The organism is Spirosoma gilvum, assembly GCF_054776815.1.
The window spans coordinates 1-13,935 of record NZ_BAAHBH010000014.1 but is presented as its reverse complement, the minus strand read 5'-3'; the positions used below and the strand labels follow the sequence as shown (position 1 = coordinate 13,935).

Below are 13,935 nucleotides of genomic sequence, written 5' to 3'. Positions count from 1 at the left end.
ATATGAATTACCTCTCAGCCGAAAATTTAACGAAGTCGTACGGCGACCGCATTCTATTCAAAAACCTGACGTTCGGCGTGAACCGGGGCGACAAGGTTGCTATCGTAGGTGCCAACGGCTCTGGAAAAACAACTCTGCTTTCCATCCTGGCCGGTGCCATTCCGCCAGACGCTGGTATTGTGAGCCATCGGAAAGACATCACGATCGGTTACCTGGATCAACAACCCGACCTGAACAACGCTCTCACCGTGATGGAAGTAGTGCTGGCCGGTGAAAGTGCCCAACTCGATGCCGTCCGTGCCTATGAGCTGGCGCTTGCCCATGACGATCATGCCGCTTTGGAGCGAGCCATGGTCGATATGGAAAAGCTCGAAGCCTGGGATTACGAAGCCCAAATTCGGCAGATTCTGGGCGAACTGGGCATTCACAATGTGGAGCAGCCCGTGAGCTCGTTGTCGGGTGGGCAACGCAAGCGAGTGGCACTGGCCCGGGTTCTGATCCAAAACCCCGATCTGCTGATTCTGGACGAGCCAACCAACCACCTCGACCTGGAAGCCATCGAATACCTCGAAAACTTCCTGAATACCAATAACGGCACACTCCTGATGGTATCGCACGACCGGTATTTTCTGGATCGGGTCTGTAACCAGATTGCCGAATTGGACAATGGTCAACTTTATACTTACAAAGGCAACTACGCGTATTTTCTGGAAAAGAAAGACGAACGCGAAACCGCAGCCGCTTCCGAACTGGCGAAAGACCGAAATACATTCCGTCGTGAACTGGAATGGATGCGCCGACAACCGAAAGCGCGGGGTACCAAAGCCCAGTATCGTATTGATGCCTTCGAAGACTTGAAAGAGAAAACAAGCGGACGGCGCAACGACGGCGAACTTGACCTAAATCTGCGAACCACCCGACTGGGCACTAAAATTCTGGAAGTCGAAAACCTAAGTAAGCGCTTTGGTGAAAAGGTCTTGCTCGACCATTTCAATTATACCTTTAAGCGATTCGACCGGGCGGGGCTAATTGGTAAGAATGGGATGGGCAAAACCACCCTGCTCAATCTGCTTACTAGTCAACTACGACCGGACTCAGGAAAGATCACAACAGGTGGCACCGTCAAGTTCGGCTACTATACCCAATCGGAACTGAATTTACCTGAAGAGCAACGAGTGATCGATGTGGTGCAGGAAGTGGCGGAGGTCATGAAACTGGAAAATGGCGACACAGTCACGGCCTCCCAGTTGCTCAGTCGATTTCTGTTCGATCGCCATAAACAGTACGATTATGTATCGAAACTGAGCGGTGGCGAAAAACGCCGATTGCAATTGCTGCTGGTGTTGGTGCAAAACCCGAACTTCCTCATTCTGGACGAGCCAACTAACGACCTCGACATCACGACGCTAAACGTTCTGGAAGATTTCTTACTAAATTTTTCGGGCTGTGTGCTCATCGTGACGCACGACCGTTACTTTATGGATCGGCTCGTGGAGCACGTGTTTGTGCTGGAAGGCGAAGGCAAGGTCCGTGATTTTCCGGGCAACTACACCGACTACCGTGAATGGCGGGATTCGCAGCCCCGAAAGTCAACTTCACAAAATGATAAACCATCTTCGGCCAATTCAAAGAACCAATCTCCCTCGCCTGTAGTTTCTTCCGCAACGGTTCCGACCAACCCGGCAAAGAAAAAGCTGTCGTTCAAGGAGATTCGTGAATACGAAACCCTGGAAAAAGAAATTGAGTCGCTAGAGCAACGGAAAGTGGAGGTGATGGGTCTTCTAAACACAGGTGGCCATCATGAAGAGCTCATGGCCTGGGCCCGTGAAATTGAACAAATCGATCAAAGCATCGCCGAAAAATCGGACCGATGGCTCGAATTGGCAGAATATATGTAATTCTGAATGAGGGATTGAGCGATTGAGTGAATAGCTGATGCAAAATGTATCTGCCGGATGGCATTCACTCAATCATTCAATCACTCATTCACTCATTAATCATGGATCAGATTATTGAATTCTTTCGCTACCTGCTTAATTCCGAGGAAGTTATCCGTACGGGTGGATTAGTGTTGATTACCCTTATCATTTTCGTTGAGAATGGTATCTTTTTCGGTTTCTTCCTTCCTGGCGATTACCTGTTGTTTCTGTCGGGCGTATTTGCCGGAACCAAACTGCTGAATGTTCCCCTCTGGCTGCTTCTTACCTGTATTTTCTGTGCGGCTGTGCTGGGTTCAGCAACGGGCTATCTGACAGGTTATTACTTTGGCGCGAGAATCAAGAATCGACCGGACTCCCTGTTTTTCAAACAGAAATACATCGACAATACGCGTGATGCCTTCATGAAGTACGGCAACAGCGCGTTAATAATCTCACGCTTTCTGCCGGTGGTTCGTACGTTTGCTCCGCTGCTGGCTGGTCTCATTCATATGCCTGTTCAGTATTTCATGCTGTACAACGTCATTGGTGGAGCCATTTGGGTACTGACGCTGGTAGGTGGAGGTTTTTACTTTGGCGAGCGCTTTCCCTGGATCGTCGATTATGTGCAGTATATCATCATTTTCTTCCTGGCGATTACCACATTTACGGTTGTGAAGGGGTACCTGAACGCCCGGAATGAAAAAAAAACGGAAAAGATTCCTGAGTAAGACGCTGTATGATGTATGATATATGATGTAATTGCTTCCGCCGACCTACATCATATATCATACATACTATATCCTACATACCTTTATTGTTCTCCTTTTTCGAGTTCGGTAACCAACCGATACATGGTGTCGATCACCTGTTCCATACGATCATGGCCGACGATCGAATCGAATTTGGTACGGGCATCCTGCATGCAACCCTCCAGCTTAACAAACAATTCTTTACCGCGATCATTAAGGAAGATGATGCTGGACCGCGAATCATTGGGGTTCTTCTGCGTATAAATGTATCCCTGTTCTTCCAGCAGACCAACAATTTTACTCATCATCTGCTTCGTCACACAGGCCTTTTTAGCTAATTCATTATTCGTTGTCCCTTGTTCGTCGATACTCGACAGGAACATCAGATAACTCATTTTAAAATCTGTGTAACCAAGCGCATGCAAGCGCGGTTCTATATAACTGGACGTAAATCGTTTTAGTCGCCAGAACAACCGTCCCACCGACCGCTCCCGAATCAGACGAAATTGGTCAAAATCAAAGGAATTCTTATGCGTTTCCAATATCATGAAAGCAAAATAAGAAAAACTGAAACAATTCTTTTCAAAATATTGTACAAATATAGTCAACCTGCTTGACTTTATAGTCAACCTAGTTTACTTTTGCCTCAATAGTCAAACAAGTTGACTAAATGAATGGTTCGACATTCACTTACGCACAGCGCAATTGCCTATTATTTTATTGAACGCAGCACATATGGCAACTCTAACTCAGGAACGAACAACAACGGAAGAGAAAAGCGGTCTCCGTACCTTTTTACCCCGCATCATCATCGGTGTGGTCCTTTTGGTAGGTGGATATTTTGGTTATCAGGCTTACCGGCATGCTCAGCAATATGAAACGACAGACAACGCACAGATCGAAGGAAACTCAGCCCCTGTACTGGCTCGGGTAGCTGGCTATGTAACGTCGGTCAACGTCGATGATTATGCAAACGTCAAACAGGGTCAGCAACTCATAACTATTGACCCTCAGGAATATGATGTGGCTTTAGCTCAGGCCGAAGCCGATTACCAGCAATCGCTGGCTGACCTCGAAAATGCCCGTGCCGACCTGCAAAATGCACAGGCAAGCGCCCGCAATGTAGCCCAGAACGCCCGCGTGGCCCAATCGAATGCGCAGGTTCAGGCGGCTCGTCGGGATAAAGCACAACAGGATTTACAACGTGATCAGAACCTTTACAAAGAACAGTCGCTGACCCGCAAACAACTGGAAGACACCCAAAACAATGCCGAGGTACAGCGCCGTCAGTACGAGGCCAATGTAGAGCAGATCAGCCTTGCCCAAACGTCACAAGGGGTAGCCCGGGCGGGTATTGCTAAAGCGCAGGCCAATATTCAGAAAATTCAGGCCGTGCTAAAAGTAAAGCAGGCAGCTATCGATAATGCCAAACTGAAAGTAGGCTACGCACATATCTCGGCTCCGATTGCCGGAAAAATTGGTCGAAAAAACGTAGTTGTCGGTCAGTACGTCCAACCTGGGCAAAACCTGTTTACGATTGTGGCCGACTCGACCTTCTGGGTAGTCGCCAATTTCAAAGAGACACAACTGGAAAAAATGCAGGTTGGTCAGCAGGTCGACATCAAACTGGACGCCTATCCTGAATTGGACATAAAAGGGCGCGTGTCCTCAATGTCGGAAGCTACGGGTGCTCGCTTCGCACTGCTCCCTGCCGACAACGCATCGGGCAACTTCGTCAAAATCACCCAGCGTGTGCCGGTGAAGATTGAAATCCTCAACCCGGAAAAATTCAAAAATCAACTCCGTGCCGGCTTAAGTGTAGACGCAGAAGTTCGGGTAGCAAATTAATTAGTATTAGGAGTGAGGAGCGAGAAGCGAGGAGTGAGAATGCTCCGTTCAGCGAGTTCGCGTCCGAATTTTCACTCCTCACTTCTCGCTCCTAATACTTAAAAAAATCATGGTACAACAAAGTGGCTTTGGTCGCTGGATCGTCGTTATTACGGCCGTATCCGCAGCGATCATGGAACTGATCGATACCTCGATTGTCAATGTCGGACTGAACGACATTGCGGGCAATCTGGGCGCAACGATCGAAGACGTAGCCTGGGTAGTAACGTCGTATGCCATTGCCAACGTCATCGTGATTCCGATGACGAGCTTTTTGCAGCGGTATTTTGGTCGTAAGAATTACTACATCGGCTCTATTATTTTATTCACCCTGGCTTCCTACGGCTGTGGCTTTGCCAGCGATCTCTGGACCCTGGTTTTCTTCCGATTTCTTCAGGGTATAGGCGGTGGGGCGTTACTCTCTACCTCACAGGGGCTAATGTATGATGCTTTCCCGCCTTCGCAACGGGCGGTGGCCTCGGCCTTGTTTGGTATGGGTATCGTGCTGGGCCCAACGCTCGGACCAACATTGGGTGGCTACATCATCGATAATTATCACTGGAGCTGGATGTTTTACATCAACGTTCCCATCGGGATCATTGCGGTCATGCTCAGCTCGGCCTTTATCGAGAAAAAAGACGACGAGATCAACATCGACCGAAAGTCAATTCCTATTGACCAGATTGGTATTTTGCTCCTTGCCGTTGGTATTGGTGCGTTACAGTATGTGCTGGAACGGGGTGAAGCCGACGACTGGTTCGACGACAGCGTGATTCGGTGGCTAACCGGCATATCGATTTTTGCCATTCCGGCTTTTATCTGGTGGGAACTGCGGGGAACGAAAGAACCGGTGGTGGATTTGCGGGTAATGAAAAACCGGAACCTGTTTATCGGTTCAATTCTGGTGGTTGTGGTCGGCTATGGGTTGTTTACTTCTGTGCTCCTTTACCCATTGTTCGCCCAGCGGATTGTTGGCTTAACGGCAACTCAAACGGGTAAACTGCTCATACCGGGTGGCCTGGTTACGCTTCCCATGTTCGCTATTACGGGTCGTATGCTGGCCAAAGGGGTTTCGCCCCGGCTTATCGTAACGTTGGGTTATATAGCCTTTGCTTCCTTCTGTTTCCTGATGTCGACCTATAACATGAATGCGTCCAATGGTGATTTCATCACGGCGCTCATCATACGGGGAATTGGTCTGGCGTTGGTCAACGTACCGCTTATTAACCAGTCGGTTTCGTCGCTCGAACCCCGCCAGATGCCAACCGGTATTGCTATTGTGAACATGATGCGGCAGATAGGCGGTGCCTTCGGAGTCGCCATTACCAACACCTATGTGACCCAGCGCACAGCCGTTCACCGGGGGGATCTGGTCACGAATTTGCAACCTGGTGAGATGCTGACGACCGAACGACTGAATAGCATGACACAGGCTCTGATTTCCAGGGGTGTCAATGCGATGGATGCTGTATCGGGTGCGTATAAGAATCTCGACCTGATCATTTCCAAACAGGCACTGATGATTTCGTACCTCGATACCTTCCGACTGGCAGGGTTGTTTTTCGTGGTCTCTTTCCCACTTCTGTTTTTACTCCAAAAGAAAAAAATGGACGCTGCCACCGCCAAAGCGGTAGCCGAGTCAGCGCACTAAATACGTTTCAGGTTTCAAGTTGGTTAACGCGAGCTTGTACATAAGCCAACTTGAAACCTGAAACCTGAAACGTATATAAGCTCATGAACATCAAACTTCTAATACTGACCTTCCTGCTGGCGATCGGAACGGTACAGGCCCAAAATCAACCTGTTCCCGACGATCTAAAAGCCCTGATTCAGCAGGCAACCAATTATTACCCAGTGCTGAAACAGCAACAACAGCAAATTCAGGCAGGTGATCTACGAACCGACATTGCCCGCTCGGCGCTAAAGCCGAATGTATCGGGAAACGCGTCCTACCAATATCTAACTCCCGTTGCCCAGGCTACATTGCCGGTCGATGGTGTGAATCGAACCATTCAGTTTCAGCCGAACCATAACGTGAATGCCTACGTGGGCGTTGGACAAACGATTTACGATTGGGGACGAACTAAAGCGGCTGTGCAACAGGCGGCCGATAACGTACAAGTGCTTCGTCGAAATATGGAAATCACTCAGCAATCGTTGGCCTATCAGGTTGCCGCTGCTTATTACGGCGTAGGCTTTCTGCAACGGAGCTTATCGGTTCAGGATTCAGTGATCCGCACGGCAGGTGCGAACGTGCAGTTGCTGGCTACCCGATTACAGAATGGCGATGCGCTTCAGTATGATGTACTAACGCAACAGGTACGGGTTAAAACAGCGCAGAACCGTAAAATTGAGATTCAGAATCAGTTGGAACGTCAGCTTGCCCTGCTGACTTACCTGACCGGAAATCCAAACCCCGATATTAGTCAGGCGGTCAATCAGTTCAATCTGGAAACGGCGGGTAATAACGTAACCACGCAGCCGTACACGCTGGCAAACGATGCGCAATCGGCCCTGGCCGGGAACAAGGATGTGCAACTAGCCCAGGACCGGATTCGTCAGGCAGAAACCGATATCCTAGTTAACGGCTTATCGGGCCGACCGAATGTTAGTTTCTCAGGATCAGCCGGTTACCGAAACGGTTACCTACCCGAAATCAATACACCCCGATTTAATATTGCAGCAGGCGTATCATTGGCTGTACCAATTTACTCGGGAAACCGTTATAAGTTACAGAATCAGGCAGCTCAACTCAACCTGAATGCCAGCCGGTATGCGCTGGAAAGCGCCAATGCGCAGGTTCGCCAAAGCATTGCCCAGCTTAACGCTGATATCCGCAGCAATCTAACCCGGCTGGCCAATCTGGAAACACAGGTCATACAGTCCAAAAAAGCGCTTGAGATTGCCAACGCCCGACTGCGAAATGGGGTCATTACCAATGTGGAGCTACAGAGCGCTGAAACAGGTGTTGAAGAAGCCGAATTAGGTCGCTTGAATTTTCAGTATCAACTATTGCTCAACCAATTGGAGTTAAAACGACTGTTGGGCGAGAATCTGCTTTAAGGCATTACCCTTTATTAAAATTTCATAAATCCACATACTAAACTGCCCGAATAAGGCTTTTATAAGCGTATAGTAGGTTGAACTAAACAAAAGACCATGGTATGAAAGAACGAGTGATTGACATCCTGAAGCAATTTGGTGTCTCCGAATCGTCGGTTACGGAGCAGACCCATTTCTCGCGTGATCTTGGTTTAGATAGTCTCGATAGCGTTGACCTGATTATGCAACTGGAGCAGGAGTTCGGCATCCGCATTCCCGACGAAGATCACCACAAACTGGCTACGATGCAGGGCGTGCTGACCTATCTGGAAGCCGAACAGGCCGTTGTTTAATCATCTTTACACCTTCTCAGCACGAATTACCGCATCGGACTACCCCTTCTCTTTCACCGATCATTAAAAAACGCCAACCGGAGCCTATCGAACTCTGGTTGGCGTTTTTGGCTTATTTTAATCTTTGCAACGTGATGTCAGGTGCTCACACCTGACATTGTGAGGTTTCTCAAAACCGAACGGTACCAAAGGATACAGTAGGTTTTGAGAAACTTCACTTTCCGTGTCGGTTTCTAAAACCGACACGGAAAGTGAAGTTGAGCGTAGCATCGTTACAGATGCCGCAATCAATAGCCTCGTGCTGTATTATCAGCTCTGGGGTCGGATGCACCTTCGTAAGATCCATCGGGGCGAACTAGTACGCAATCCATACGACCAAGTGTATTGGTAAGTTTCTCCAGCATATAACCCCGGCCCTGTAGTGCCTGAATCGTCGCTTCGGAGAAAGCACCGTTTTCAAACGTGGTTTTATCGGGAAGCCACTGGTGGTGGAATTTAAGCGCGTTAACGGCCTGCTGCATCGTCATACCATGCTCAATCACGTTCAGGATGGTTTGATAAACTGACGTAATGATCGTTGAGCCACCGGGCGTACCGACTACCATAAAGAGCTTGCCATCTTTTTCCAAGATCGTCGGCGTCATAGACGAGAGCATCCGTTTGCCTGGCGCAATGGCATTGGCCTGATTACCGATTAAGCCAAACATATTTGGAACGCCCGGCTTCACGCTGAAATCGTCCATCTCGTTGTTCATGAAAAATCCAGCCCCGCCAATGACCACACGGCTGCCATACCCCCCATTGAGCGTCGTTGTAATACTAACTGCATTTCCTTCTTTATCGACCACCGAGAAGTGCGTGGTTTCCAGGCTTTCATAACCGGGGATAGTTCCGCCTTTTACATTTCGACTATCGGTTGCTTTGGCCCACGAAAAATCGGTCCATCGGTTGCGCAGGTAATCGGGGCTGATCAGTTGGCTGACGGGCACTTTCACAAAGTCGGGGTCGCCCAGAAATTTGGCACGATCGGCATACACCCGTCGTTCGGCTTCGATCATCACCTGCACCGTACTATCGCGGTTCCAGCCCCATTTACGCAACGGGTAAGGTTCGGTAAACCGCATCATCTGCAATAACGCTACTCCCCCACTTGAGGTCGGCGGCATTGTAATCACATTGTATTCCTTATACTTCGCCTGAATGGGTTCCCGCCAGGTCGAATGGTAATTTTTCAGATCTTCTTCGGTAATCAGTCCTTTGCCCCGCACCATTTCTTCGGCAAGTAGCCGAGCGGTTTCGCCCTCATAAAAACCAGCCCGTCCCTGCGCCTGAATCCGTTTTAAGGTTTTGGCCAGATCCGATTGGACCAACAAATCACCCTTATGCCAGGTAATTGTATCAGCCAGAGCAGCACTTTTCAGAAAATAAGTTTTACCCGGATTAATCTTGAGCAAATCGGTTTTGATTCGGCTAAGGCCGAGGGCATCGCGTTCGGTAAGGGCAAATCCTTTGGCCGCCAGATCGACAGCGGGCTGCAATACCTGTGCCCAACTGAGTTTACCAAACCGCTTATGGGCTTCGACCATACCATCGACCGAGCCCGGAACGCCACTGGCCAAATGCCCGCTGATACTCAAACCCGGTATCACATTGCCCAGCGAATCGAGGTACATATTCTGCGTAGCGCGACCGGGTGCTTTTTCCCGATAATCGAGTGTATAAGCCTTACCAGTTTGATCGCGATAGACCATGAAGCCACCACCGCCAATGTTACCCGCGCCCGGATAGACCACAGCCAGCGCAAACTGCACCGCAACAGCCGCATCGACGGCGTTGCCACCCGCTTTCAGAATGTTCAATCCCACCTGCGATGCTTCAGGATGTGCCGAAGCAACCATCCCATTTCGGCCAATAACGCCCACGCGATCGGAGAAAAAAGGCTTTACCGACGGGTCTTCATCGCGGTATTGATAAACACCCTGGCTCTGATTAACCTGGGTATTAGCGGTAGTGGTTGGGGCCTGTGTTTTGCAGGCTGGTAATGCGCCGGCAACCAGCAGCCATAAAGAATAACGGATAAAGCGTTGGCTCATAGAGATATTCAGGTTAGTTCGTAATCGGTTGGTAAACTACAAAAATAACCGTCGACAGCAGATCACCAAATTGACCACTTATCCTGCATAAGTCTACCCTCATCCGAAATTAATTGGTATAAATGATGGCAAAGCTGTAGATTCACAAACTGGAATAATCTGTTCCTGAACGCGCTTTTCGCTTTTTTTCACTCTTTTACGCTTTACACGGGTGCGATTTCTACGTCAGATATTTGAAAGCTTCCGGTTCTCCTGGCAGGCCTTACGATCGAACCTGCTTCGTACCACGCTCTCCCTATTGGGCGTTACGGTGGGCATTTTTGCCATTATTGCCGTATTCACGCTGGTCGATTCACTCGAACGAAACATCAAGGACAGCCTGTCCTTTATAGGCGATAAAGTGGTGTATGTGCAAAAATGGCCCTGGATTTTTGGAGGAGAATTTCAATGGTGGAAATATTTCCAGCGCCCCGTACCTACCTATTCTGAATACCGTTTCCTGAGCGATCGGCTGGAAAGTGCAGAGGCTGTGGTAGCGATGGACTTCAAAGGAAGAGTAACCATTAAACACAACAACAACAGCATGGCGTCGCTCATTCAGGGAACTACGCTAGACTACAACAAAATTTCGGAAGTACCCATCGAGCAAGGCCGCTACTTCACCCAGCAGGAAATCGACGTTGCCCGTAACGTAGCAATCATTGGAGCAGACGTTGCCGAAAACCTGTTTCCCGGACAGGACCCCGTTGGCAAATCGTTTAAGTTGAGTGGTCATAACTTCACGGTTATTGGCGTACAGCGCAAAAAAGGTGAAAGCATACTAAACGTCGGGGGTAATCCCGATATTAAATGTCTGATTCCTTTTGGTGCGTTTGCCAAGATGTTCCACTCTGTCCAGCCCGACATCGACATTGCCATCAAAGGCTATGATACCGACGAAGGGCTCGTAGAACTGGAAAGCGAAATTCGGGGCTTACTTCGTACCCGACGCGGTTTGCGCCCATTACAGGAAGACAATTTTGCAATCAATCGACCCGAAGCTGCGGCACAAGCGATTAGTGGAATTTTCTCGGTTCTGACTATTGCCGGTTGGGTAATCGGCGGATTTTCTATTCTGATCGGTGGTTTCGGAATTGCCAATATTATGTTCGTGAGCGTAAAAGAACGGACCAACATCATCGGCATTCAGAAATCACTGGGAGCCAAAAATTACTTTATCCTATGTCAGTTTCTGTTCGAAGCTGTTTTGCTGAGCCTAGTAGGCGGCCTGGCAGGGATCTTTTTGGTTTATCTACTGTCGTTTATGAATTTAGGCAGTCTTGATCTTCAGCTTACCCCTGGCAATATTACCTTAGGACTAGGTGTATCGAGTGTTATTGGCATACTATCAGGTATCATTCCCGCCTTTTCAGCCGCCCGTATGGACCCCGTTATCGCCATTCGGGCGAAGTAGTTAATTGGTTAATTGGTTGTTGATAAAATAAGCAAAAATAAAAGATACCAGCTAACCAATCAACCAACCCCCTTTGGCACAACCAAAACGACGTCTTCTTTTTCGACAATGACCTGCCCTTCGGCAATACCTTTGGGTTTCCGAACGAACTTCTTGGGGGTAACGGTTACTGGACACAAACTATCGGTTCGCCGTTTCGAGTACCAGGCGGCTAACTCAGCGGCCCGTTCAATTACATTTTTTGGAAACGGTTTACCGGCCTGGTATTTAATGATCACGTGCGACCCCGACACATCGCGGGCATGGAGCCACAGATCTTCTTTGTAGGCATACCGCTGAGTCAGCAAATCATTATTCTTCGCATTTCGACCAATTAGAATACGAAATGAATCAATAGTTACCTGTTTGAAGAGTTCGTCAACGGCTTGCAGGGTCCCCGTTTTCTCTACACCATCTACCAATAAGTCATGTTGCTTTACATAGCGACGCAGTTCTTTTAAGGTTTGAATAGCCGCTAAATCCTGTTTTTGCTGTCCGATCAGCTCTACATCCGCTTCACGTGTTGTGATCAGATCGGTTAAATGCTGTTCTTCTATTTTCTCATTCTTTGCCTTACGGTAAAAGTTTTCAGCATTTTTTTGCGGACTAAGTTCCGGCTTGAGCTTCAGCGTAACAGGCTGGTCATGGTAAAAATCGTATAGGGTTACTCGTTCAGGAGACCGGGCTCCAGGTACCGGCGGAATGTCGTGCAGATTGGCCATCAGGATATGCCCCATCTCTTCATGGCTGATTCCCTCCTCTCGCGAAATTATTCGTTGAAGTGTAGCCTCCAGTTGCGACTCGGCCCGTTTCTGCCGTTTTTCGAGCAACCGAAGTAAATTCCCTCTCTCTGCTTCAAATGTACTCAGTCCATTATATCGGCTGTAGAATCGGTTCGCAGCTTCAATCGGGTCCGTAAACTCCTGCTGTACTTCGCTATAGGGCAACAGGCTTAGGGCGGGTTTATGATCGAAGCGAGTCAGATAATAATGTGGGTGTTCCAATTGCTGAAGAACATCCTGAACAATGGCCCATTTATCTTCAGGAGTCTTCAGTTTCGTCTGCTCCCATTGCTCGTCAATCCATCGGTTTACCAGCTTGCCAAACGTCGGGAACAGTTTACGGTAGTCGAAGCCTGCCTGCTCAAATGCTTCATAGGACTGGTCAATCGGGCGATCAAATGCCGAAAGCAACAGCCGTTCATCCGTTAGCAACTGACGGTTAAACAAATCGATGACTTTATCCTGATGGAATGCGAGTAAATTCGGACGATTGCCAAAAAATTTGAATACCAATGCGAAGTCATCTTCCAGTAAGATGGCTAAACATCGCTCGTTCAAAAAAGAGCGAATACCAACAATAGCACGTTCGTGGCCTTCTTCCCCAATGACCGTTCCAAACAGGTCAACACTATTGTTACGAGCACGCTGAACACGTTCAGGAAACATAATTCCTGAGAAATCTGGTCGTAGGGTAGCTTTTATATAGAACGGTTTGTAGTAGTTGACCTTCCCTTTAGCTTCGGCAAAAACCAATACGACTTCATCGCGATCCTGGCTGAAACACTCCATGAATCGAAGAGTTGTCGGCTGTCTTACGCTACCATCAAAAGGGCTAGTAAAATTACCTAATAGCTGCGATTGAAGTGCCTGAGTAAGTTGCCGTAGGAAGTAATAGTTTGTATGCATAACGTCACAAAAGTAACGTTAGAAGTACTTAAGTTTTTTATAAGTTGATTTTTCTAAAAAACTTAGTAAAATTTAATCTTCATATAACTAAACAAATATAAGATATAAATATTTTAAAATAATATCTTGAAAATCAGCAACTTAGCTAAATATAAGATATAATTTTATTAATAAAAAGATAATATACATCTTTTTTATAAGCGCTTTTTATTACGATTTCTTTTTGAAATATAATTTAACTAACCTAATATTGATGCGTTTACTCATTTTTCAAACCAACCTAATCTTCATGAAAGCATCGCTCTACAGGTTTCTGCAGACCGCTTTTCTGGGTGCAGTCCTACTGCTTTGGAGCCTCCACGCTTCAGCCCAAGACCGTCGATTGACGGGTAAAATTACGGGGGCGGATGGGGCCGTACCCGGAGCCAACATCGTCCTCAAAGGCACCCAAACCGGTACCTCTTCCGACGCTAGCGGCAACTTCTCAATCAATGTTCGGGGCAACAATCCAGTGCTTGTTATCTCGGCCATCGGCTTTAAAACCCAGGAAGTAACTGTCGGCAATCAAAGCAGCCTGGAGGTCAAACTCGAAGACGAAGCCACCGCCCTGAGCGAAGTGGTCGTCACCGGGTACTCTACCGAAAACCGACGGGATGTGACCGGCGCCGTCTCGACCGTTAAACCGGCGCAGTTAAAAGTCGTTCCCTCCACC

Annotated in this window: 11 protein-coding genes; 8 read left to right on the top strand and 3 right to left on the bottom strand. The window is 48.2% G+C overall.

Annotated features, from left to right (window positions below; genetic code table 11):
• Window positions 1-2 precede the first annotated feature (2 nt).
• The gene (locus ACYVFD_RS29515) at window positions 3-1,898 is read left to right on the top strand and encodes an ABC-F family ATP-binding cassette domain-containing protein (RefSeq protein WP_461094126.1); all 1,896 of its coding nucleotides are present in this window, start codon (window positions 3-5) and stop codon (window positions 1,896-1,898) included.
• Window positions 1,899-1,999: 101 nt separating this feature from the next.
• Complete coding sequence (locus ACYVFD_RS29510) at window positions 2,000-2,647, top strand: DedA family protein (protein ID WP_461094124.1); 648 nt, start codon at window positions 2,000-2,002, stop codon at window positions 2,645-2,647.
• 83 nt (window positions 2,648-2,730) lie between these two features.
• On the opposite strand, the gene ACYVFD_RS29505 is transcribed toward ACYVFD_RS29510, so the two are convergent.
• The gene (locus ACYVFD_RS29505; protein ID WP_461094123.1) at window positions 2,731-3,216 is read right to left on the bottom strand and encodes a MarR family winged helix-turn-helix transcriptional regulator; all 486 of its coding nucleotides are present in this window, start codon (window positions 3,214-3,216) and stop codon (window positions 2,731-2,733) included.
• Window positions 3,217-3,403: 187 nt separating this feature from the next.
• Between ACYVFD_RS29505 and ACYVFD_RS29500 the strand changes: the two genes are divergently transcribed.
• The 4 genes from ACYVFD_RS29500 to acpP all read left to right on the top strand — a co-directional run bounded on the left by ACYVFD_RS29500 (window position 3,404) and on the right by acpP (window position 7,950).
• Entirely contained in the window at window positions 3,404-4,516 is a 1,113-nt protein-coding gene (locus ACYVFD_RS29500) for an HlyD family secretion protein (RefSeq protein ID WP_461094122.1), read from the top strand.
• A gap of 109 nt (window positions 4,517-4,625) precedes the next feature.
• Complete coding sequence (locus tag ACYVFD_RS29495) at window positions 4,626-6,206, top strand: DHA2 family efflux MFS transporter permease subunit (protein WP_461094121.1); 1,581 nt, start codon at window positions 4,626-4,628, stop codon at window positions 6,204-6,206.
• Window positions 6,207-6,289: 83 nt separating this feature from the next.
• On the top strand, window positions 6,290-7,618 hold the full coding sequence (locus tag ACYVFD_RS29490) for a TolC family protein (protein WP_461094120.1): 1,329 nt from the start codon (window positions 6,290-6,292) through the stop codon (window positions 7,616-7,618).
• Between the two features lie 101 nt (window positions 7,619-7,719).
• Window positions 7,720-7,950 (top strand): acyl carrier protein, encoded by a 231-nt coding sequence (gene acpP / locus ACYVFD_RS29485; protein WP_080058234.1) that lies wholly within the window; start codon window positions 7,720-7,722, stop codon window positions 7,948-7,950.
• A gap of 287 nt (window positions 7,951-8,237) precedes the next feature.
• Here the strand turns inward: acpP and ggt are convergent, their stop codons facing one another.
• Window positions 8,238-10,043 carry a gamma-glutamyltransferase gene (gene ggt / locus ACYVFD_RS29480; protein WP_461094119.1) on the bottom strand — a complete coding sequence of 602 codons (1,806 nt, stop codon included), beginning with the start codon at window positions 10,041-10,043 and terminating at the stop codon, window positions 8,238-8,240.
• A gap of 211 nt (window positions 10,044-10,254) precedes the next feature.
• On the opposite strand from ggt, the gene ACYVFD_RS29475 reads away from it, so the two are divergent.
• A complete protein-coding gene (locus tag ACYVFD_RS29475) occupies window positions 10,255-11,496 on the top strand; it encodes an ABC transporter permease (protein WP_461094118.1) in 1,242 nt (413 codons plus the stop codon).
• Between the two features lie 59 nt (window positions 11,497-11,555).
• Here ACYVFD_RS29475 and ACYVFD_RS29470 read toward each other — a convergent pair whose 3' ends face one another.
• Window positions 11,556-13,223 (bottom strand): NFACT RNA binding domain-containing protein, encoded by a 1,668-nt coding sequence (locus ACYVFD_RS29470; RefSeq protein ID WP_461094117.1) that lies wholly within the window; start codon window positions 13,221-13,223, stop codon window positions 11,556-11,558.
• A 289-nt stretch (window positions 13,224-13,512) separates the two neighbouring features.
• Between ACYVFD_RS29470 and ACYVFD_RS29465 the strand changes: the two genes are divergently transcribed.
• Window positions 13,513-13,935 (top strand): carboxypeptidase-like regulatory domain-containing protein (locus ACYVFD_RS29465; RefSeq protein WP_461094115.1); only part of this gene is annotated, 423 nt, incomplete at its 3' end.